At 56.1% G+C, this 21,203-nt stretch carries 19 protein-coding genes; 4 read left to right on the top strand and 15 right to left on the bottom strand.

Annotated features, from left to right (window positions below; genetic code table 11):
- Positions 1-7: 7 nt before the first annotated feature.
- From fliI to WE862_RS19315, 8 genes are all read right to left on the bottom strand, one after another.
- Positions 8-1,339 carry a flagellar protein export ATPase FliI gene (gene fliI, locus WE862_RS19280; protein WP_042031567.1) on the bottom strand — a complete coding sequence of 444 codons (1,332 nt, stop codon included), beginning with the start codon at positions 1,337-1,339 and terminating at the stop codon, positions 8-10.
- A gap of 52 nt (positions 1,340-1,391) precedes the next feature.
- Positions 1,392-2,207 carry a flagellar assembly protein FliH gene (gene fliH, locus WE862_RS19285; protein ID WP_042031568.1) on the bottom strand — a complete coding sequence of 272 codons (816 nt, stop codon included), beginning with the start codon at positions 2,205-2,207 and terminating at the stop codon, positions 1,392-1,394.
- Positions 2,208-2,276: 69 nt separating this feature from the next.
- Positions 2,277-3,338: a flagellar motor switch protein FliG gene (gene fliG, locus WE862_RS19290; RefSeq protein ID WP_033114465.1), complete on the bottom strand. Its 1,062-nt coding sequence runs from the start codon at positions 3,336-3,338 to the stop codon at positions 2,277-2,279.
- Complete coding sequence (gene fliF / locus WE862_RS19295; protein WP_042031569.1) at positions 3,331-5,034, bottom strand: flagellar basal-body MS-ring/collar protein FliF; 1,704 nt, start codon at positions 5,032-5,034, stop codon at positions 3,331-3,333. Before fliF ends, fliG begins: the two co-directional genes overlap by 8 nt.
- Positions 5,035-5,096: 62 nt before the next feature.
- Positions 5,097-5,414, bottom strand: coding sequence for a flagellar hook-basal body complex protein FliE (gene fliE / locus WE862_RS19300; RefSeq protein WP_042031570.1), 318 nt, complete (start codon positions 5,412-5,414; stop codon positions 5,097-5,099).
- A 165-nt stretch (positions 5,415-5,579) separates the two neighbouring features.
- Positions 5,580-6,356, bottom strand: coding sequence for a beta cell expansion factor BefA (gene befA, locus WE862_RS19305; protein ID WP_042031571.1), 777 nt, complete (start codon positions 6,354-6,356; stop codon positions 5,580-5,582).
- Between the two features lie 210 nt (positions 6,357-6,566).
- Positions 6,567-8,006 carry a pyruvate kinase gene (gene pyk, locus WE862_RS19310; RefSeq protein WP_033114470.1) on the bottom strand — a complete coding sequence of 480 codons (1,440 nt, stop codon included), beginning with the start codon at positions 8,004-8,006 and terminating at the stop codon, positions 6,567-6,569.
- A 162-nt stretch (positions 8,007-8,168) separates the two neighbouring features.
- The gene (locus WE862_RS19315) at positions 8,169-9,026 is read right to left on the bottom strand and encodes a MurR/RpiR family transcriptional regulator (protein WP_005347620.1); all 858 of its coding nucleotides are present in this window, start codon (positions 9,024-9,026) and stop codon (positions 8,169-8,171) included.
- 293 nt (positions 9,027-9,319) lie between these two features.
- Here WE862_RS19315 and glk point away from each other — a divergent pair, with 293 nt between their 5' ends.
- Positions 9,320-10,336 (top strand): glucokinase, encoded by a 1,017-nt coding sequence (gene glk / locus WE862_RS19320; protein ID WP_082035468.1) that lies wholly within the window; start codon positions 9,320-9,322, stop codon positions 10,334-10,336.
- Positions 10,337-10,532: 196 nt separating this feature from the next.
- Here the strand turns inward: glk and WE862_RS19325 are convergent, their stop codons facing one another.
- Positions 10,533-11,033 (bottom strand): SRPBCC family protein, encoded by a 501-nt coding sequence (locus WE862_RS19325; protein WP_041208927.1) that lies wholly within the window; start codon positions 11,031-11,033, stop codon positions 10,533-10,535.
- Positions 11,034-11,191: 158 nt separating this feature from the next.
- Between WE862_RS19325 and WE862_RS19330 the strand changes: the two genes are divergently transcribed.
- Entirely contained in the window at positions 11,192-11,608 is a 417-nt protein-coding gene (locus WE862_RS19330) for a GNAT family N-acetyltransferase (RefSeq protein ID WP_082035469.1), read from the top strand.
- Here WE862_RS19330 and WE862_RS19335 read toward each other — a convergent pair.
- The 5 genes from WE862_RS19335 to WE862_RS19355 all read right to left on the bottom strand — a co-directional run bounded on the left by WE862_RS19335 (position 11,605) and on the right by WE862_RS19355 (position 17,242).
- The gene (locus tag WE862_RS19335; RefSeq protein ID WP_042031573.1) at positions 11,605-12,102 is read right to left on the bottom strand and encodes a hypothetical protein; all 498 of its coding nucleotides are present in this window, start codon (positions 12,100-12,102) and stop codon (positions 11,605-11,607) included. The genes WE862_RS19330 and WE862_RS19335 overlap by 4 nt on opposite strands.
- A 10-nt stretch (positions 12,103-12,112) precedes the next feature.
- Positions 12,113-12,913, bottom strand: coding sequence for a winged helix-turn-helix domain-containing protein (locus WE862_RS19340; RefSeq protein ID WP_082035470.1), 801 nt, complete (start codon positions 12,911-12,913; stop codon positions 12,113-12,115).
- A 258-nt stretch (positions 12,914-13,171) separates the two neighbouring features.
- Positions 13,172-14,698, bottom strand: a complete 1,527-nt coding sequence (locus WE862_RS19345) for a methyl-accepting chemotaxis protein (protein ID WP_339058664.1) — start codon at positions 14,696-14,698, stop codon at positions 13,172-13,174.
- A gap of 40 nt (positions 14,699-14,738) precedes the next feature.
- A complete protein-coding gene (locus WE862_RS19350; RefSeq protein WP_042031631.1) occupies positions 14,739-15,470 on the bottom strand; it encodes a substrate-binding periplasmic protein in 732 nt (243 codons plus the stop codon).
- A gap of 533 nt (positions 15,471-16,003) precedes the next feature.
- Complete coding sequence (locus WE862_RS19355) at positions 16,004-17,242, bottom strand: uracil-xanthine permease family protein (RefSeq protein WP_042031576.1); 1,239 nt, start codon at positions 17,240-17,242, stop codon at positions 16,004-16,006.
- 304 nt (positions 17,243-17,546) lie between these two features.
- On the opposite strand from WE862_RS19355, the gene WE862_RS19360 reads away from it, so the two are divergent.
- Positions 17,547-18,824 carry a hypothetical protein gene (locus WE862_RS19360; protein WP_225628342.1) on the top strand — a complete coding sequence of 426 codons (1,278 nt, stop codon included), beginning with the start codon at positions 17,547-17,549 and terminating at the stop codon, positions 18,822-18,824.
- Entirely contained in the window at positions 18,821-19,162 is a 342-nt protein-coding gene (locus tag WE862_RS19365) for an RT0821/Lpp0805 family surface protein (protein WP_042031580.1), read from the top strand. The genes WE862_RS19360 and WE862_RS19365 overlap by 4 nt, the downstream gene beginning before the upstream one ends.
- An 84-nt stretch (positions 19,163-19,246) precedes the next feature.
- On the opposite strand, the gene WE862_RS19370 is transcribed toward WE862_RS19365, so the two are convergent.
- On the bottom strand, positions 19,247-20,962 hold the full coding sequence (locus WE862_RS19370; protein ID WP_042031581.1) for an NAD-dependent malic enzyme: 1,716 nt from the start codon (positions 20,960-20,962) through the stop codon (positions 19,247-19,249).
- Positions 20,963-21,203 lie beyond the last annotated feature (241 nt).

Consider the following 21,203-nt stretch of genomic DNA (forward strand, 5'->3'; position numbering starts at 1 on the left):
CGACTCATCAACGCATCAGTGGCATCGCCACCATCTGCAGGGCCTGCAGGCCATCGTCATAAGGGATAACCTCGCGCATCCCCTGCTGCAAGAACTGATCCAGATAGGGTTTCTGGATGATGGCACGGTCGATACGGGGATCAGAACCCTGGCTGTAGGCACCTATGGTGATGAGATCCCGGTTCTGCTGATAGAGGGAGTAAAACTGCTTGAGGGTACGCGCCAGATCCATGTGTTCCGGCGAAGTCACCATGGGCATGACCCGACTGATGGACTTCTCGATGTCGATGGCGGGATAGTGGCCCGCATCGGCCAGCTCGCGTGACAGTACGATGTGGCCATCGAGGATCGCCCGCGCAGCGTCGGCGATGGGATCCTGCAGATCATCCCCCTCGGTCAGTACGGTGAAAAAAGCTGTGATGGATCCCTGCCCATCGCTGCCGTTACCGGCCCGCTCAACCAGCGCCGGCAATTTGGCAAACACCGAGGGCGGATAACCCTTGGTAGCCGGCGGCTCGCCCACGGCCAGCGCAATCTCGCGCTGGGCCTGGGCATAACGGGTAAGAGAGTCCATCAAGAGCAGCACGTTGAGCCCCTGATCGCGGAAATACTCGGCGATGGCCAGTGCGGTTTCGCACCCCTTGAGACGCATCAGCGGCGAAGCATCGGCGGGAGCTGCCACCACCACGGAGCGGGCACGCCCCTCCTCGCCCAGGATATCCTCGATGAACTCCTTCACCTCGCGGCCCCGTTCGCCGATAAGCCCTACCACGACCACATCGGCTACCGAGCCGCGGGTCATCATGCCGAGCAGCACGGATTTACCAACGCCGGAGCCGGCAAACAACCCCATCCGCTGGCCCTGACCGACGGTCAGCACCGCATTGATGGCGCGCACCCCGACATCCATCGGCTGATGAATGGGGCGACGCGCAAGCGGATTGATGCGGTGCTGGGCAAACTGCACCGTCTGGGAGGAGAGAATGGGGCCGAGGCCATCCAGCGGCTGACCGATACCGTCGATCACCCGACCGAGAAGATTCATGCCGACCGGAATGCCGTGTTCTTCAGTGATGGGCACCACCCGGGCACCGGGAATGACCCCTTTGAGCTGCTCGCTCGGCATCAGATAGAGGCGATCGCCAGAGAAGCCGACCACTTCAGCCTCCAGCGTCCCATCAAGGGTATCGATGCGGCAGAGCGCACCGATGGCGGCACGGCAACCAATGGCTTCGAGGGTCAACCCCACCACCCGGGTCAATTTGCCAGCAACCGGCGGTTTGGGGGCGCTATCGCGCACCTTGTACCCTTGCAACCGGTTAAGTAGCGAGCCGCTCATCTGGCCTCCTGAGGTAGAAAACAGTCAACCGGACAGCAGTGTCCGGCGTTGATTACGGGTGCGGATCCGGCGAGGAGTTATTGGGCGCATTGTCTCGCAAGAAGTTGCGCAGCAGCTGATCAATACGTCCGGAGAGGGTCAGGTCGATACTGGAGAGCTCGGTCGCCAGTTGCAGATCGCCGGGAGAGAGGGTGGGATCGCTCTGCAACCGCCACTGGCGCTTGACGCACTCCTCGGCCCCGAACGCCTGCTCGACCCGGGCAATATCGTCGGGATGCAGCATCAGCGTCACCCCCTGTTCGGCAGCAGGCAGTAGGGCAATCCCCTGCTTGAGCGCCTCCAGCAAAATACGGGGAGAGGTTTCGGCCTCATGGCGGATGAGGGCCCGAGCCAGTTGCAACACCAGCGAGAGCAGCTGCTGCTCCACCGCCTGATCCAGCTCGTTGAGAGGATTGGCCAACCGGGCTACCAGTGCTTGCCAGTGAGCTATCTCCTGCTCCACCAGCTCGCGCCCCATGGCTAGCCCCTCTTCGCGCCCCTGCTCGAGACCGGCGGAATGGCCCTGTTGCAGCCCTTCCAGCTTGCCCTCTTCCAGCCCCTTGGCATAACCGGCCTCACGCCCTTCAGCCATCCCCTCTTCCCAGGCAGCCTGGCGAATGGCCTCCAGCTCCTCGGCGGTGATGGAGGGGGTCGGCTCCTGTTCGGGTTCCGGCTCGACGACCTCTTCTTCCTGCTGATACCAGTCGGGAGCCAGGCCGAGAGCGTTGGTCTCGACCTCGGCCTCGACCTCCATCTCGGGCCAACCCCAGGTTTCGATCCGGGCCTCGTCCCCGTCAGGCCGCACATAGCCACGCAGTTTGTTGTTCATGGATTAGCGCAGCTCCTCGCCACCGCCGGTTACAGTCCCGGCAAAACCGTAGAGTGTGTGGCCCATGGCTTAGAGGAACTCCTCGCCACCACCGGCACCCAGCATGATCTCGCCGGCATCCGCCAGACGACGGGCAATGGAGAGGATCTCCTTCTGGGCGGCTTCCACTTCGGAAACCCGGATCGGCCCCATGGCCTCCAGATCGTCTGCCAGCATCTCGGCGGCACGCTTGGACATGTTCTTGAAGATCTTCTCGCGCATCTGATCGTCCGAGCCCTTGAGGGCCCGTTGCAGCAGATCGCCCGGCACTTCCCGCAGCATGGTCTGGATGCCGCGGTCGTCCACATCGATAAGGTTCTCGAACACGAACATCAAATCCTGGATCTGCTGGCTCATCTCCTCGTCCGACTCGCGGATGGAGTCCATCAGCTGGCCTTCGATGTTGGTGTCGAGGTAGTTCATGATGTTGGCCGCAGCCTTCAGGCCGCCCATCTTGGCTGCCTGGGCACCCGCCGCACCGGCGAACTGTTTCTCCATGATGTCGTTCAGCTCTTGCAGCGCCGCCGGTTGTACCTCTTCCAGGTTGGCGATACGCATCACCAGATCGAGGCGCACCTGCTCGGGGAACTGGCTCAGGATCTCGGCTGACTGCTCCGGCTCCAGATAGGAGAGCACGATGGTCTGGATCTGCGGGTGTTCGTTCTGGATGATGCTGGCCACCTGACGGGCATCCATCCACTTGAGCGAGTCGAGGCCGCGGGCACCGGAACCCAGAATGATCTGATCCACCAGGTTGCTCGCCTTGTCTTCGCCAAGGGCAGCCACCAGCGCTTTGCGCACGAAATCTTCGCTGCCGATACCGATGTTGGTGTACTTCTGGATATCGTCGATGAATTGACGGTGCACCGCCGCCACCCGATCGTGACTGAAGTCGGACATGGAGGCCATCGACATACCGAGCCGCTGCACCTGCTTGGGCTCGAGATGACGGAAGATCTGGGCCGCATCTTCTTCATTTAGGCTCAGCATCAGTACTGCCGCCATCTCCATCCCGGACATCTGCTCCAGCAGCTGGCGCTGACTGTCGGTGATGTCGTTGCCAGTGACCTGGCTCTTATTCTCTTCAGGCATCTTTGGTTACCCACTCTTTAATGACCTGAGCGGCCAGATCCGGCTCGTTCGCCACCAGGGCACGCACGGCCTTGAGCAAATCTTCATCCCGGTGCAGATCAGGCAGCTTGAGCTGACCATCGCGCAATCCGAACACCGGCTCTGCTTCGGCCTGAGCCGCCAGCAGACTCAACTCGTCGTCACCACCCAGCACAGTGTGGTTGTCGAAATCCAATTCGCCTTCCGGCTTGGCATCCGGATAGAGCAACCGCTTGAGCATGGGGCGAACCACGGTCACGATCAAGACGATAATAACCAGCACGGAGGCCGCGATGCGCACCGCACGCCAGAACCAGGGCTCATCATAGACAGGGGTGGCCGCCACGGCTTCAAGCTCGGGGCGGTTGAACGGGATGGCAACCACTTCCAGAGTATCGCCACGGGTCACATCAAAACCCAGGCCACCGCTCAACAGACGACGCAGGGTATCGAGCTCAGCCTGGCTGCGCGCCTCGCGAGTCACCTTGCCATCAGCGGCAGTCATCGACTTGTAATCGACCGCCACGGAGACGGTCATGCGGCGGATCCCCCCCATCTGGCGACGGGTATGGCTGACAGTGGTATCCAGCTCGAAGTTGCGGGTGGCCTCTTTGCGTGAACGGCCATTGGCAGCGGAGCTGCTCTCGCCGGCAGTCGCCTGCTCGGGAATAGTGGATGCTGCTGGCGGCTGGTTGCTGAGCGCCCCCGGCACACCGCCATTGCTGCTGCCGGAGCTGTTCTCTTCCAGCGTCATTTCGGAACGCACCGCCGGCAGATCCGGGTTGTAGGTTTTACGGGTCTGCTCCTGCTGGGAGAAGTCGAGGGAGAGATCCACTTCCGCCGTATAGTTGTCAGCCCCCAGTACCGGGATCAGAATGGCGTCAATTTTTTGTTTGTATTCGAGCTCCTGCTTCTGCTGCATCGCAAACTCTTTGCGAGTCTGGGCAGCAAGAGGATCTTGCGAGCCGGAGTTGAGCAGGCGGCCGTTCTGGTCGGTAACGGTGACACGAGTCGGTTCGAGGCCGTGGACTGCCGAGGCGACCATATCGACGATGGAGTCCACCTCGCCCTGACCAAGCGCAGCCCCTTTCAGATTGACGACCACGGTCGCACTGGGTTTACGTTCGTTGCGGGCAAAGACATTGTCTTTCGGGATGGCCAGCAGCACTTGGGCCTTGGCTACATTCTGGAACTGCTCGATAGCGCTTGCCAGCTGGCGCTCGCGGCTCAGCTTGAGGCGCTCCGCCTCCATCCGCTGGCTCACACCGAAGCTGGAGTCCTTGAGCAGGATATCTTCGCCGTCACTGCTGGCGTCGGTCACATTGGCCAGACCGGCACGGGTCAGCGCCAGCTTGATGTTGGGGTAGTTCTCGGCACTGACCAGCACGCTCTTGCCATCCACCTCGTAGGGGATCTTCTGCTGATCGAGGAAGTCGAGGGTTTTGACCAACTCCTGGGTGGTGTAGGTGCCGAGGGGACGCATGTCCGGCTCCTTGCCCCAGAGCAGGATAAACACGGCAATGGCCAGACAGATGGCAAGTCCCAGGATCAGGGTGATCTGGCGCAGTACATCGGTATTGGACAGAAAGCCCAGTGCCGAACTCTTCTGCTCATTCTCATCGAGGGCGGCAGTACCCTCATCGTTTAGCAGCAGATCGCCGTTTTGGTCAGTAGCCACGATTTATGTCCTTATTGCTGACATGTTCATGATGCCCGGTCGTCATGATTCGTTGAAATCCTTTATACCGGCATGTTCATGATGGTCTTGTAGGCATCGACCATCTTGTTGCGTACCTGTACCGTGGCCTCGAACGCGATGGAGGATTTCTGCCCGGCAATCATCACTTCGGCCAGATCCACTGACTTGTCACCCATATCGAAGCGGGTGCGCAGATCGTTGGCGGCGCCTTGCAATTCGTTGACGTTGCCCAATGCCTGTTGCAGCAGCAGGCCAAAGTCGGAGCTGACCTGATGGCCCGGCTGTGCCAGCGGGGTTGCACCGGCCTCTACCTTGAGTGCCTGCATCTCTTGCATCAGGCTGCTTGCACTAATTTCCATTTTTCCATCCCCAGACAAATCATTGACGCTGACAGCCAACAAGCAATTATGATGCCAAACAACTGAGCCAAGTCTGGACAAGGGTTACAGCGAGGGGAAAGCACTGCAACCCGATGAAGGGATAACGCCAGAGCAAAGAGAGGGTGAACCCTTTCTGAGGCTACCTTATTGGGTCAGATCCTTGTCGATCCAGTATTTGGATCCGGAGATATTGGCATCGAGCAGCAGCCCCTTCTCGCCAATCTGATAGATGGCCATGCCGCCGTTGTATTTGGCGGTCAGTTCAGCGCTCTCCTTGCCGGCCACCACGCCCACTTCGGAGGTGGCCTCCCAACCCTGGGTCACGAAGGCATCGAATCTGGCCTTGTCTTCAAACAGGATCACCTGCTGATAAAACTTGCCACCGATCCCGGCTGCAAGACCCGCACCAAACATCTTCATATAGGTGTGTTTGCCGGTTTTCCGATTAACAGCCACACCGGCCCCCTGATTGGTGTGAAGCATCAGGGAGAACTTGCGCGAGTCGAAGACGGCGTAACCATAAGCCTTGTCAAACAACAACTTGGCTGATGGTTGTTCATTGAAGAGATGTATCAGCGCAGTATCAGACATGGTGTTGAGCGCAATCCTTGCCTCTTGTGCCGTCTTGGGGTTGACCATTTCCGTGAGTTTTTTGTCGGCGACAACCAACCACTCCTTACCGGTCGCTATGCTCTTGTCAGTCCAGACACCAGCGGAATTGAACGCCTCCTCACCCCAGGTCGAAATAGAGGCCCAGCTCTTCTTGGAGAAATCGCTGACATCCTGCCACACCTCCTTGCCGGTTTCGCTCAACGCACTTCCGAGATCGGATGCCGCCGCCTTGAGCTTTGCCCAGTCGGCATAGCAGGGGGAGATAGCCAGACTCACGGCCAGACCCAGCAACCACTTGTGATTCTTCATCCTTTTGCTCCCATATGCTTCGGCTTCATGGCATTCACCTATCCGCGCGGGTCAGGGCAAACACCTTGGACAATCTTGCGCATTATCGGGATGGGCTCCGCCATAAGCAATCTTCGAGTCCATGCCCATAAGTGAGATATGTGCCCAACCGACATAAAAAAGGCTGCCCACCGAAGGTGGGCAGCCTTGATAGTCAGCAAGTCAAACCGCTTATTCGACCATCATCACCTTGCAGGTGTTGGTACTGCCAACGGTCTCCATCTTGTCACCGTGGGTCAGCAACACCATGTCACCGCTCTGCAGCAGACCTTTGGCTTTCAGGACATCCAGCGCATCGCGGCACACTTCATAGACCGGCTTGGTCTCGTCGCCGTCAAACAGCACAGGGGTAACGCCGCGGTAGAGGTTGGTCCAGGCCAGGGTCTTGTTATGCGGAGACATGGCAAAGATCGGCAAACCTGAGCTGATACGGGACATCAGCAGCGGGGTGGTACCGGATTCGGTCAGCGCCACAATCGCCTTGACCCCTTCCAGATGGTTGGCCGCATACATGGTCGACATGGCTACCGCTTCTTCGACAGAAGTGAAGGTGTAGTTCATGCGGTGGTTGGAGACGTTCAGGCTCGGATGCTTCTCGGCACCGACACAGACGCTGGCCATGGAGGTCACGGTCTCGATGGGGAACTGACCGGCAGCGGTCTCGGCAGAGAGCATCACGGCATCGGTACCATCCAGCACGGCGTTAGCCACGTCCATAACTTCGGCACGGGTCGGCAGCGGCGCGTTGATCATCGACTCCATCATCTGGGTCGCGGTGATCACAACCCGGTTCAGACGACGGGAGAAGCGGATCAGCTTCTTCTGTACGCCGACCAGCTCGGGGTCACCGATCTCGACACCCAGATCGCCACGGGCAACCATGACGGCGTCAGAGCCGAGGATGATGTCTTCCATCGCTTCATCGGTGGCGACAGTTTCGGCGCGCTCAACCTTGGCCACGATCTTCGCGTTGGAACCGGCTTCGCGGGCCAGCTCGCGGGCGTAGCGCAGGTCATCGCCACAACGGGGGAAGGAGACTGCCAGATAGTCCACGTTCATACGGGCAGCAGTCTTGATATCTTCCTTGTCCTTCTCGGTCAGCGCCGGCGCGGAGAGACCGCCCCCTTTCTTGTTGATGCCCTTGTTATTGGAGAGCGGGCCAGCCACGGTGACAGTGGTCAGAATACGGGTGCCTTCGACGCTCTCTACCTTCAGCTGCACACGGCCATCATCCAGCAACAGGATATCGCCCGGCACTACATCGTTTGGCAGGCTCTTGTAGTCGATACCAACCTGCTCCTGACAACCTTCCCCTTTGCCAAGGGCCGCATCCAGCACGAATTTGTCACCGATTGCCAGATAGATCTTGCCGTCTTTGAAAGTGGAAACGCGGATTTTCGGCCCCTGCAGGTCACCCATGATGGCAACGTGACGGCCCAGCTTGGCAGCAATTTCACGCACCTGATTGGCGCGCAGGATGTGATCTTCAGGAGTGCCGTGAGAGAAGTTCATCCGCACCATGTCGGCACCGGCGCGGATGATCCCTTCGAGGATCCCTTCGCGGTCGGTAGCAGGACCGAGTGTGGTTACAATCTTTGTACGTCTAGGCATGAAAGACTCCGATATGAAGTTGATACGAGTTGAGATTCTGCCCCATCAAGCCAATGGCTCGATGCACCCGTTTGCAAGCCCTCTGGGTGGCTTTTGTTACTAAATTACAATACTACACCAAGGCGGGTGGCATAGACAGTCGGGGGCACAGCCCCCAACCATTCAGGAAGAGTGCGGGGTTTCGAAGCGGGATTCGCGCAGTCCCTCTTTAACCTTCTTCAGGTTTTCGCGAAATTTCATTCCCCGGCGCAGGGTAAAACCGGTTGCCAGCACATCAACCAACGCCAGCTGGGCAATGCGGGATGCCATCGGCATATAGACGTCGGTATCTTCCGGCACATCCATGGAAAGCACCAGATTGCACTCACGTGCCAGCGGAGAGTCTTTGGCGGTCATGCCGATGACGGTGGCGTCGTTCTCACGGGCCAGCGCTGCAATTTCCACCAGCGCCTTGGTGCGACCAGTGTGGGAGATGAGAACAACCACGTCCCCTTCGCTGCTGTTGATGCAGCTCATGCGCATCATGACGATGTCGTCAAAGCTCACCACCGGTATGTTGAAACGGAAAAACTTGTTCTGGGCATCGCGGGCCACTGCGGAGGAGGCGCCAAGGCCAAAGAAGCTGATCTTTTTGGACTGGGTCAGAATATCGACACAACGATTGATGGCGGAAATATCCAGACTGTTTTTGGCTGCATCAAGACAAGCCATGGTGGATTCGAAGATCTTGGCGGTATAGGTATCCGGACCATCTTCCGCTTCCACATGACGATTCACATAAGGGGTGCCATTGGCCAGGCTCTGGGCCAGATGCAGTTTGAAATCAGGGAACCCTTTGGTGTCGAGGCGACGGCAAAAGCGGTTGACGGTCGGCTCGCTGACATCAGCCATCTTGGCCAGGGCGGCGATACTGGAGTGAATAGCCGTCTGTGGGGATGCCAAAATCACTTCGGCGACCTTGCGCTCTGATTTACTGAAACTTTCCAAGTTGTTTGTAATTTTATCAAGGGTATTCATCATCACCACCAGGCATTTTGTAATTTAGCTTCAGTGTCTTTGCACTCAATTTACGGCTAAGCAGGTTTCCAATCAACCTGATGACTATACAAGACAAGCGGTTAACGCAACTAACACCCACAATACAAAGTATGACTCATCTCTAATTATTTCGTTCTTTTCGTTACAAAATGTCACTGCCGATTGAAACCGCTTACAAATGTTGCAAAGCAACAACACTGTGAGCGGGCGCACGTTTGTGCGTCTCCAACAGACGACCATCGCTTTGGCTCGGTTAGAATTGGCGGCAAATAATAATGTCAGGGCGCCACTGGTCGTCCACACCTTGTAACGAAGGAGTTGTTATGCAGCATACCCATGCACTGGTCGGCGATGTCGGCGGAACCAATGCTCGCCTGGCCTTGTGCGAACTGGCCACCGGCGCAATCTCTCAAGCCAAGACTTACTCAGGTCTGGAGCACCCATCTCTGGAAGCGGTCGTCCGCCTTTATCTGGAAGAGCACAAGGCTCAAGTCAATGAAGCCTGTATCGCGATTGCCTGTCCCATCAACGGTGACTGGGTCGCTATGACCAACCACAGTTGGGAATTTTCCATCAGCGAGATGCAGGCCAGCCTTGGCCTTGGCCGTCTGCAGGTGATCAACGACTTCACCGCCGTCTCCATGGCAGTACCGGTACTGGCTGAGGAAGAGCGTATCCAGCTGGGTGGTGCGGCTCCCGTTGTAGGGAAACCTATCGCCATCTATGGTGCTGGCACTGGGCTTGGCGTGGCACATCTGGTGAAAGCTGGCGAGCAGTGGCTCAGCCTGCCGGGTGAAGGCGGTCATGTGGATTTTGCAGCCAACAATGAAGAAGAAGATGCCGTTTTGCAGGTGATGCGCGGCGAACTCGGCCATGTCTCGGCCGAACGCTTTCTCTCTGGCCCGGGCCTCGTCAATCTCTATCGCGGGCTGGTCAAATCAGACGGGCGTGAACCTGAAGCTCTTGAACCCAAAGCGATCACCGAGCGGGCATTGGCCGGATCCTGCCTCGATTGCCGCCGTACCCTTAGCCTCTTCTGCGTGTTGATGGGTCGCTTTGCCGGTAACCTGGCCCTCAATATGGGCACGTTCGGCGGCGTCTATATCGCCGGCGGCATAGTGCCGCGTTTCAAGGAGTTCTTTATCAACTCGGGTTTTCGAGTGGCGTTTGAAGACAAAGGCCGCTTCAAATCCTATCTCAAGGAGATCCCGGTTTTCCTCATCACCCATGAGGGCCCGGGGCTGCTTGGCGCTGGCGCATACTTGCGTCAATCGATGGGTATGGCCATCTGATCCAAGGCGGGAATGGGGCTGAATGATCCATGGTTCAGCCTCAATTCAGTGATCCGGACATATAGTGTCGGCACGTAACCAAGAGAGCTGGGATTCACAAGGAGTGGAAACCACTTTCATCCACTGGATACGTTTGTCACCTGACAAGCCTGAACTGTTTCAACCGGCCCTTTGGCCGGTTTTTTTTATCTGAAAATTACTGCGCCAGCGACTTCAACTGCGCCTTGTCAGGTGGATTGCTCCAGTCGATAGGGCCGTGAGTAAAACGGTACTGCAGCCGCGGCAAGCTGGTCTCCAGCCACTCTTCCCGGAAATAGGCGTAGCCCTGATCCCAGTCTGGATCATTGGCCCAACCGGTTTGCAGGAAATAGAGACGGGTACCCTGCCCTTCCGGTACAAAGCGAAGACACACCTGGGTCTTTTGCTGGCGGATGTGCGGGAAAGAGGGAGGGAAATTCCAGCTGAAACTGAGCAGGTCATAGGGCATCACAGCCATCACCCGGCATCCTTCACTGCCTCGCTCCCCAAGCGGAGCATCCGGTCTGAAGTAGATCTCGAACGGGCCATTCGGTTCGGCAACCATCAAACACTCGGGCGCCAGAAAACTGCGCAGGCCACTCTCTGTTGTCCAGGCATGCCAGACATCGTCTATATGAGCCGGAACAAAGATGTTGCCTTCAATCTGTTTATTGTCCATAAATCAGCGAGCCTCAAGCCATCCATACAGGGGACTTCGGCAGTATAGCCCCATGCTCATGACAATAGACAGAGCTTAATCACGTCCTTGTCATTTACTTCTGAACAACAAAAAACCAGGCACATATGATGTGCCGCAGCCTGACCAGGGAGGCCACAATGATCCGAGTAATGGAACAAAAAGATATTCCCCAACTAGCCCAGCTCTTCCTGAAAAGTCGCAGAGACACGTTTCATTGGGTAGAACCAGCCAGGTTCCAGCTCGATGATTTTGAGCAGCAAACAGCAGGAGAAGAAATATGGATTGCCGAACATGGAGGAAATATCTGCGGCTTTATTGCAATCTGGAAACCCGATAATTTTGTCCACCATCTTTATGTTTCAACAGACTGGCATGGCCACGGGATTGGACGAGCCCTGCTTGAACAGGGCCTAGCTACCGGCCCAGGCTCACTTAAAGTCGCCACTCGCAATACTGCAGCTGTTGCTTTTTATCACCGGCTTGGCTGGATAGAGACCGAAGAGAGAGGTCACTGCGATCTTACCGGCCCTTGGTGCACACTAATCAAGGCTTAACCTTCACTCTGCCCTTTGCTTGGCAATAGCGGTGCTGGGGGAAAGAACCAGCGGTAGAGATCAAACCACCCATCACGCTGCGCAATCACAACCTCGTGTACCGGATCTCGCTGAAAAATCGCCACCTTGTTTTCCGTCAACGGCACCCAAGCATAGTTAACCAATGCGTACTGGGACTGGATGAGATTGTATTCGTTCAGATAAGAGTCGTCCTTGCCAGACTCGTGTAGCTGTACCCTGCTGTCGATGAGATATATCAGCTGGTCAAACAACGTCAGTTGAAATCCGGTTATCCGCCATTTCTCCTTGGTGGACTCTTCCTCCTCAATCACGGTGATCTTGCCCCAACGACATACCCCATGATAATTGACGCCATTTGCAGACATTCGAAGTTCGTAATGACATCCCAGGCTATTGATGAACATCCCCGCGACAAAAAGCAGTACCAAGGACAGTGGTAGAAACATCAAGGCATTTTTCAACGTTCGTTTCATCAGCCATCCCTTAAGGCGTTTGTTCTAACTCTTGGTAGGAAAAGATACGCACCTGATGGCCCGAGATCAGAACCAGAGAGTCAGGTTTGGTGACAGGTACTTCGCTTTTGGCTTCCATCCGGCAAACAAGTCCCGAAGTGCCCTCGCCACAGCTAACGTGGAGCCATTCAAAATGCAAATAACTGGCAACACACAGCAATAACAAGAGCAGTGCCAGATTTATATAGGTCAAGGCTTTTACCAACACAGGCCGACCCAGTCGATGCAGCAATGCAAACTTGATACGTTGCATTAGAGATGTTGCCTCGGCTGGTGTGGGGGCAACTACCTTATCACCTGATGAAGAGGCCGTTTCTGCAGATGGAAGATGGGAGGATGCAGCAATTATCTCATCCGATATGGGATATACGTCAGTGACCACATTTTCGGGTTCCTGATAGCCATATCCCGCGATGACCTTGCAGTTCAGGTGCAAGGAATAACCCTTTTTAGGCGTACTTTTTATATCGAGGATCTGGGGAGTCAGGGCGAAGTGGCGACGGATATTGGCAATGGCTACGTTCAATGAATTGGGGCTGATAGGACGCCCTTGCCAACCAATATCCAGCAACAAATCCTTGTCACACACTTCATCGGGATGATCCAGTAAATAGCAGAAGATGAGAGACTCAGCCGATGAAAACCGAGCTGCCTTGCTGGCTTGTGCAGCATTTGAATCCGCACCAAAAACAAGCTCCCGCCTTTTAACATCAAAAACACAATCACCGAAATGGTAGGTTGATATGTTATTGCCTGTCGCAACGCCCGTCATATCAACCCCTTGCTATTTTCTTCATCGTCAAGCAAACCGGAATCCACATCCAGATAGAATCAAACAGCTCCGAAAACGGCCTGCCATCGCGGGAAATTCTAATGGGTAAGGATCTGCTTCACAATAGGAGCGAGAGAAGTGTACAACGGGAAAATCAGGGCAGTATCTATCTGTATCACCTTTCAAAGGTTCCCCCGGCCAGACCGGGGGAACAGGCGGGATGAATCCGTTGTTTGGTATGTCATAAAGAGAACCGTTTCAGACCCTAAACTGCTTCAACAATGTGTCCAGCTGGGCTGATAACTGACGCAGATCGCTGCTTGCTTCGGCAACCTGGGCAACTCTTCCAGCATTTTCACTATTGAGTGTCGCAATCCGGTTTACGCTGTGGCTCACCGCCTCGGCAACCGAGTGCTGCTCCTCCGAAGCCTGCGCAATATACATGTTCATCTCGCGGATCAGACTGACCTGATTCTTTATCTTCTCAACCGACATCTGCACATCAGCAGCTTCAGCGCCAGCCTGTGACGCTCTATCCTGACTCTGTTGCATCCCGGCCCCCACATTCTGGGTAGCCTGCTGCAAACGCTTAATGCTGGCGCTGATCTCTTCCGTTGACTGGCGAGTTCGTCCGGACAGCGTCCTCACCTCGTCGGCCACTACGGCAAAACCTCGTCCCTGATCCCCGGCTCTCGCGGCCTCGATAGCTGCATTTAGAGCGAGAAGATTGGTCTGTTCGGCAATGCCGTTGATCACTTCGATAATATTGCCGATGCTGTTGCTCTCGGTAGACAAAGAACGCATCAGTGTCGCAACCCGTTCAACTTCACCCACCAGCTGTCTGATCGCCTCATTGGCATGACCTGCCAGACTATATCCCTGCTCTACATAAAGATTGGCTTCGTCAGTTGCCGTAGAGGTTTTCACTGCATTCCCTGCTACTTCCTGCACTGCCTGGCTCATCTCGGTGATAGCCGTTGCGACCTGATCCAGTTCGGATTGCTGGGCATCGCTACCACTGCGGGTATCAGCAGACAAATTGTCACACAGCTCTGCCGTTTGCAGTACCCCGGCCGACAACTCGTTAATCTCCGCCACCATCTCCTGCAGCTTGGCAATAAAGTGGTTGATGTTGATAGCAAGCGTACCCATCTCATCCTGACGGTTGATTTTCAAACGCTGGGTCAGGTCACCATCTCCTTGGGCCAAATCGAACACGGCTTGATTCATCTGGTTGAGCGGTCGCAGCACATTGCGATGCATCAGAACCATCAGCAAGGCGATGATGCAGATATCAAGCACCACAATCTGCCAAACTGTGGTAATCAGTTGCTGCCGCAGGTGTGCCTGAATAGCGGCATCGCTGGTATGGACCAACAAGCGGGCAACCGTCGTCTTTTGGCCGCTGTCGTCATAAACCAGATCATGACCACTGTATATGCTGATATCAGCGGGGATTGTACTGACCGGTGCAATCGACCCTGCCTCATCACGAGAGAAACCGGCTACCAACTTGTCCTTGCTGACCACCAGCAATGCACTCAGCATGTCGGCAGCCAGCTCGGACTTGAGCGATGCCTCGATAAATGAAGATTCGTAGTTCCACAAAGGTCCGGGCAAAGAGAGCTGCAGCCTGCTGATGGCCTGGTTCACCAGCTGCGCTTGTTTGCTGTAGCTCTCCGCCCTGGAGGCACTGTAATTGTACCCCCCAAACAACACCAACAGCAGACTCACCGACAGGGAGGTCAGCACGGCGATCCTGAATTTCAGACTTTTCCAATCCATGGCTTCCTCCCGGTATTAACGGCAGCCCGAGCAGTAAGACTTACTGGTACTTGGCGTTGATCTTCTCGATGGTGCCATCTGCTTTCATGGCTGCCAGGATTTCATTCAACTTTTTAATAAGCTCATCAGGCGTATCTTTGTTGAACGCCAAACTCATCTGGGTTTCCTTGAACACGAACACCGGTTTGGGATTGGCTGCCTTCTCCTTGTTCGCCAGATAGGGGGCCAGATACTGACCAGTCGCCCACAGATCGATACGTCCAGCCTCCAGTTTTTTCACGTTTGCCGTATCATTGGCGGCCAGCTGCAACTTGGAAAAACCCTGTGCTTTCAGATACTCGGCAGCAGCATCGCCGTTATAGCCACCGACCGAATACTGTTTGGCATCGTCCAGCGACTTGATCGAAATATTGGCAGTGGAGCTGGAGAAGAAGACCCAGTTATTGTTGACCAAGGGGCCAACCCATTTGAACAGAGTTTCACGTTCCGGCGTGCGAGTCGTGGAATAGAGCGCGGTGTTGGGAGTACTGAGGGTATCTTCATAAGCCCGTTTCCAAGGCATCAGGGTAATCTTGTATTCCACTCCCGCGCGCTTGAACAGCTCTTCAACAACCTCGGTAGAAAGGCCTACAATCTTGCCCCCTTCCCCTTGCATGTTGAACGGTGGGTAATCCTCAGTCATCACGTTTAGCGGTGCAGCCTGTGCCGCTCCCAACGCCAGCACGGAAGAGACTGAAAACAGGGCACCTTTCCACAACAATTGATAGTTCATTGCGACCTCGCTTTGCTTGCCATTCATCCCTAAACCCCCGCCGTCATTGATGGCTGGGCTGTATGGCCCGAATTCGGACCGTGCCGGTTTTCACGGCTCGCTACCCGCAAATCAGATACGCAGCAGCAAACAGATTCGAATGGTGTTAGCGAGCCACCATTTGGAGCAATGTGGCTCGAACAAAATCAGTGGCCAGATGGCAATGAAAGAGATAGGGGCAAGTAACCGTGGATGAGTTACGACGTGAAATGCATCCAACCTTGATGTGATATACGAAGGCACCTTGATAAGGTGCCAACACGTGATCAGGAAAGAATGAGTGAGAACACCAACATCCATTTTCTCGTCCCTGCTCAAGACTGCCTAAGAGCCAAACCTGTCCTTTAGCTAAGGCCACGAAGAGAGATCCGTCAAATAGGTGCAGCGACATAAAGTCGCTGGCGAGGCAATCCTTGATCCATGACAAAAAAGAGAAAGCATAAAGCCACCGCGAGGTGGCTTTATGCTTATCCGCTTGAGACGTCTGGCAAAAATCAATCCTTGGCGGAGTCCATAACCCCCTCTTCGGAGTGGGCTGGCAGGATCAGGTTGAGCAGGATAGCGGCAACAGAAGCCAGACCAACACCAGCCAAAGCGAAGTCACCGATCTTCATCTCCAGCGCACCTACACCCACGGTCAGGGTTACGGCCACGATGGCGATATTGCGCGACAATCCCAGATCCACTTTGGATTCGACCAGCGTCTTGAGACCGATGGCAGCGATGGATCCGAACAGCAGCAGCATGATCCCACCCATCACCGGCATCGGGATGGAGGTGAGCAGCGCATTGAACTTGCCAAAGAAGGCCAGAATGATGGCGAATACCGCAGCCCAGGTCATGGTAACCGGATTGAAGTTGCGGGTGATCATCACAGCGCCGGTTACTTCTGCATAGGTGGTGACGGGAGGGCCACCGATCAGACCAGCGAAACAGACGCCGATACCGTCACCGGCCAGAGTACGGTGCAGACCCGGATTTTTGGTGTAGTCCTGACCAGTCACACCACCAATGGCGAGCACGCCACCGATATGCTCGATACAGGGAGCAATCGCCACCGGCAGCATGAACAGCGCTGCGGCCCAGTTGACCTCAGGGGTTTCAAAGTGAGGCAACGCCAGCCAAGGGGTATTGATCAGACCCTCGAAGTTAACCTGTCCCATCAGTACGGCAGAGACATAACCGGCAATCACGCCACACAGGATGGGGATCAGCTTGATCCACCCCTTGCAGAACACCGCAGCAATCAGGGTCACCGCCAGCGAAATACCGGCCAGAGTCAGCGCGGTTGATGCGGGAACAACCTGCTCGCCACCGGCACGCCCCATTGCCATGTTGCAGGCCACCTGTGCCACGGAGAGACCAATCACCATGATCACCGGGCCAATCACCACCGGCGGCAGCAATTTATGGACAAATCCCATCCCTTTCGCCCGGATCAGCGCAGCCAGAATGAAATACATGAAACCGGCAGCAAACAGACCGAACATGGTGGACGGCAAGCCCCAGGTCTGGGTGGCATAGATGATGGGAGCAATGAAAGCGAAGCTGGAGCCCAGAAAAATGGGCACTTGGCGGCGGGTACAGAGCTGGAACAACAGGGTGCCCACACCGGCGCCAAGCAGGGCCATGGAGGGGTTCAGTCCGGTGAGCAGAGGCACCAGAACCATGGCACCGAAGGCAACAAACAAGATCTGCAGCCCGGCGACACTTTGCTTGACTAGGGAAAACATGGATGTCCTTAATTTTTTGATAACTGACAGGGATATTTGACACTTTTCAGTTATCGAAAGACGCTTTCAAGGTAAAAAGTGAGCATCTTGGCATCACAGATTACTTCTTACTGCTTGGGGAGGGCATGAAACTGGCTTTTTAGGCGGGATTCGTTGCTACAAGCATCGAGTATGCGATTTTACGTACTTTTGTGACAAACGCCAATCGTTTTTCCATCATGTTTGCTTTACAGCTCTCCGCTCAAGGTCGCCGAACACAGCTCTATACTTGACCACATGGTTCAAAATGGACAAGGAGTCCTCCATGCCAAAGCCCCCTTTCAAACCAACACAACGCAGGCTCCTGATTGGTTCTGCCATTGCATTAGCCCTATTTGCCAACCCGTTTAGCTATGACTTTGCCCATCAAGAGTGGCAGGTGACCAAGGCATATGCCGAGTCCTGCTTCGTTGCTGGCACCCGCATCACCATGGCCGATGGAAGCGAACGTCTCATAGAGACATTGCAAGCAGGTGAACGAGTTCTGGATCAATATGGCCATACCAACCAGATCTTGGCGGTAGAGCGTGTGCTCTTGGGAGATCGCAGACTCTATGGCATCAACCAACTGCCTCCTTTCTTTACCGGCGAACACCCATTCCTGACCACTCGCGGTTGGGCTGCTATCTCACCAGCCATGACTCGTGCCGAAAACCCGACATTGATTGTATTGCCCCTCTTTACCGGCATGCGACTACTGGGATGGTCGGCCGCCGCTAACACTGGCAACCTGGCATTGGCACCGCAACCGGTTGAGCTGCTGGTGGAATCCATCTACTGGATTGACGCGCCACCTACCACCGAGCTGTTCAACCTGGTTCTTAATGGTACCCACAGCTATATAGCCAATTCATTAATCGTGCATAACAAGGATGGTAATGGGGGTGGCAGCGACCACGGAGGCGGTGGTAACGACAATAGCGGAGGTGGCAATGACCACGGGGGCGGTGGTAACGACAATAGCGGAGGTGGCAGTGACCACGGGGACGGTGGTAACGACAATAGCGGAGGTGGCAGTGACCACGGAGGCGGTGGTAGCGACAATAGCGGTGGTGGCAGTGACCACGGGGGCGGTGGTAGCGACAATAGCGGCGGTGGCGGTGACCACGGGGGCGGTGGTAGCGACCATAGCGGTGGTGGCAGTGACCACGGAGGAGGTGGCAGAGACAATAGCGGCGGTGGCAGTGAACATGGAGGTGGTGAACACGCTGGAGGAGACCAACATGCTGGTGGAGAGCGCCATGCCGGTGGTCGTGGCCTTGGCAACGGGCTTGATGACAACGGCGTAGATGCCGTCGATGCCAACGGCAACAAACTCAGAGGTGATGGCACGGTCGATGATAATGGCGTAGACACCGTCGATGCCAACGGCAAAAAACTCAGAGGCGATGGTACGGTCGATGATAACGGTGTGGATGCCGTCGATGCCAATGGCAAAAAACTCAGAGGCGATGGTACGGTCGATGATCGCCAGCAAGTGCTTACCGATGAGCAGGAGCGTGCTCTGCTTGACAACGGCTTTCGCCAACAGGGAAAACCATAATGCGTTATCTGCTAACACTCCTCCTGCTCGGCCTCGCTGGCTGCGCCACGGTCGATACCCAGCCGCTTTACCATCAAATGGATAAGGCAGATGTTCAACTGGCCAATCAGGCTCTCGCCAAGGCGCTGGAAACCCGCACCAAAGGACAGAGCCTCACCTGGTTCAATCCGGCTAACCGTCACTCGGGTAGCGTCACCCCGCTGCGCACCTTCCGCCATACCAGCGGGGAGTGGTGTCGCGACTATCGCGAGCAACTCTATATCGGCAATGCCAGCCAGCAGTGGCAGGATACCGCCTGCCGCAATCAGCAAGGGAGCTGGCGGCCACTACGCACTTAGTGCGTGACGGAATAAACGAAGGGGGTAGCAGTGCTACCCCCTTGTCATTTTGGCCGACCCGTTATCCGGGTGGTGGATACGCGGTTATACCCGACGGTAAGGCAGGTAGGCCGGCTCCCACATGTGATTGAGGATATGCTGCTGCAGATCCTGACCGATCAGCGGGTGGGACGGATCCTTGCGCACGATATCCTTGAGCACTGCGGTCGCCACATGCACCGAGATGCTGCGCAGCTCGCGAATGCGCGGATAGACAGCCCCTTTCGCCAGATCGACCTCACTCACGCACTCGGCCAGCGCAAAGGCGGCGGTGGTGAAGATATCGGGCGTGATCTCGCGGATCTGGCTGACAATCGCCGCCAGCCCCACTCCGGGGAAGATAAAGACGTTGTTGCCCTGCCCGACCCGGAAATCCTGTCCGTCATAATTCACATCCTTGAACGGACTGCCGGTGGCGACGATGGCCTTGCCTTTGCTCCAGTTGTAGATATCTTCCGGCAAGGCTTCGCAGTTGGCGGTAGGGTTGGAGAGCGGGAACACCATAGGGCGCTCGCAATGCTTTTGCATCAGCAGGACATGCTCTTCCTTGAAGGCGCCGCCTGAACCACTGGTTCCCAACAAAACGGTGATCGGCACATGACGCAGCACATCGGTCAGACTGGCCTTGCCGGGCACTTCGGTGTCCCAGCCAGCCAGCAGCAGGCCCGGCTTGGCGTAGCGGCGCTTGTACTCGTCGAGCCCCTCGCGGTTGTCGCACACCAGTCCCTGAGTATCCAGGATGTAGATGCGATCCCGCGCGGCCTGCGGATCCATTCCCTCGCGGATCATCCCCGCGCAGATTTGATCCGCCACGCCGACCCCGCCAGCCCCCGCGCCATAGACCAGATAGTTCTGTTGGCCCAGCGTCTCCCCCTTGACCTTGACCGCGCCTATGATTCCGGCCAGCACCACGGCCCCCGTACCCTGAATATCGTCGTTGAACGATGGCAGCGACTGCTGATAGCGGGCCAGGTTGTTGAAGGCGTTGGATTTGCTGAAGTCTTCCCACTGCAGCACCGCATTGGGGAAGTGACGCTTGACCCCCTGCACAAACTTGTCGATGAACTCCTCATACTCCTTGCCGCGGATCCGCTTGTGCGGGCGACCCAGATACATGGGATCATCCAGCAGTTTCTGGTTGTCGGTGCCGACATCCAGCGCAATCGGCATGCAGCAGGCCGGATGGATGCCCGCCCCCAGGGTATAGAGCGCCAGCTTGCCGATGGGAATACCCATGCCGCCCACCCCCTGGTCGCCGATCCCCAGAATCCCCTGGCTGTCGGTCACGACTATGATGCGGATCGATTTGGCATCGAAGTGACGGGCCTGGCTGCCCATGTCATCCACGTTGTCCGGGGTGATGTAGAGGCCGCGCGGCTTCTGGAAGCGGTGGCTGAACTCCTGACACGCCTTGCCGACGGTCGGGGTATAGATATAGGGGGTCATCTCCTCCACATGGCGAGACAACAGGGCATAGAAGAGGGTCTCGTTGCGATCCTGCAGCGCACGCAGGTTCTGGTACTTCTCTATGTCACTGCCAGCACTCTTGAACCCTTCATAAACCCGATCCAGCTGGGCTTCAAAGGTTTGCACCTGAGGAGGCAGCAAGCCATCGAGATCGAAATCGGCCCGCTCCTGTTCGGTAAAGGCAGTGCCCTTGTTGAGATAACGATTGTTGAGCAGATCAGTGCCTGTCAGTGCAACGGGGCGAAAATCCTGTCCCTGTGCATCTTTCCACAGCAGATATTGTCCGGTAGCCATAGTCATTCTCTTTGATTTACGTGAAGTTGCCGTTCGGCAGGAGAGCAAGAGTGATAATGAAATCAATCATATGACGTTTAGTCGTTCGGTTTTGTGAGCTTGGCCATACCCTGCGGCCAAAAAGATGCCCAAACGTGGCTCAAACACATCCATTTTCCGCACCAATGGCGACGGCATCAGACCACGCTGCGGTTGATGAAGAACTATGCTGAACATCAGACCCATTGCACGGAAACGCCAA

The sequence above is a fragment of the Aeromonas jandaei genome (genome assembly GCF_037890695.1).
Lineage (GTDB): Bacteria > Pseudomonadota > Gammaproteobacteria > Enterobacterales > Aeromonadaceae > Aeromonas > Aeromonas jandaei.

What these genes read in the sequence shown, in the direction of transcription:
- fliH (WP_042031568.1), bottom strand. Translation starts at nt 2,207, where the DNA reads ATGAACAACAAACTGCGTGGCTATGTGCGGCCTGACGGGGACGAGGCC.
- WE862_RS19355 (WP_042031576.1), bottom strand. Translation starts at nt 17,242, where the DNA reads ATGTTTTCCCTAGTCAAGCAAAGTGTCGCCGGGCTGCAGATCTTGTTT.
- fliI (WP_042031567.1), bottom strand. Translation starts at nt 1,339, where the DNA reads ATGAGCGGCTCGCTACTTAACCGGTTGCAAGGGTACAAGGTGCGCGAT.
- WE862_RS19330 (WP_082035469.1), top strand. Translation starts at nt 11,192, where the DNA reads ATGATCCGAGTAATGGAACAAAAAGATATTCCCCAACTAGCCCAGCTC.
- WE862_RS19370 (WP_042031581.1), bottom strand. Translation starts at nt 20,962, where the DNA reads ATGGCTACCGGACAATATCTGCTGTGGAAAGATGCACAGGGACAGGAT.
- pyk (WP_033114470.1), bottom strand. Translation starts at nt 8,006, where the DNA reads ATGCCTAGACGTACAAAGATTGTAACCACACTCGGTCCTGCTACCGAC.
- WE862_RS19325 (WP_041208927.1), bottom strand. Translation starts at nt 11,033, where the DNA reads ATGGACAATAAACAGATTGAAGGCAACATCTTTGTTCCGGCTCATATA.
- fliE (WP_042031570.1), bottom strand. Translation starts at nt 5,414, where the DNA reads ATGGAAATTAGTGCAAGCAGCCTGATGCAAGAGATGCAGGCACTCAAG.
- WE862_RS19315 (WP_005347620.1), bottom strand. Translation starts at nt 9,026, where the DNA reads ATGATGAATACCCTTGATAAAATTACAAACAACTTGGAAAGTTTCAGT.
- WE862_RS19335 (WP_042031573.1), bottom strand. Translation starts at nt 12,102, where the DNA reads ATGAAACGAACGTTGAAAAATGCCTTGATGTTTCTACCACTGTCCTTG.
- WE862_RS19340 (WP_082035470.1), bottom strand. Translation starts at nt 12,913, where the DNA reads ATGACGGGCGTTGCGACAGGCAATAACATATCAACCTACCATTTCGGT.
- fliG (WP_033114465.1), bottom strand. Translation starts at nt 3,338, where the DNA reads ATGCCTGAAGAGAATAAGAGCCAGGTCACTGGCAACGACATCACCGAC.
- WE862_RS19345 (WP_339058664.1), bottom strand. Translation starts at nt 14,698, where the DNA reads ATGGATTGGAAAAGTCTGAAATTCAGGATCGCCGTGCTGACCTCCCTG.
- WE862_RS19350 (WP_042031631.1), bottom strand. Translation starts at nt 15,470, where the DNA reads ATGAACTATCAATTGTTGTGGAAAGGTGCCCTGTTTTCAGTCTCTTCC.
- glk (WP_082035468.1), top strand. Translation starts at nt 9,320, where the DNA reads ATGTCAGGGCGCCACTGGTCGTCCACACCTTGTAACGAAGGAGTTGTT.
- WE862_RS19360 (WP_225628342.1), top strand. Translation starts at nt 17,547, where the DNA reads ATGCCAAAGCCCCCTTTCAAACCAACACAACGCAGGCTCCTGATTGGT.
- befA (WP_042031571.1), bottom strand. Translation starts at nt 6,356, where the DNA reads ATGAAGAATCACAAGTGGTTGCTGGGTCTGGCCGTGAGTCTGGCTATC.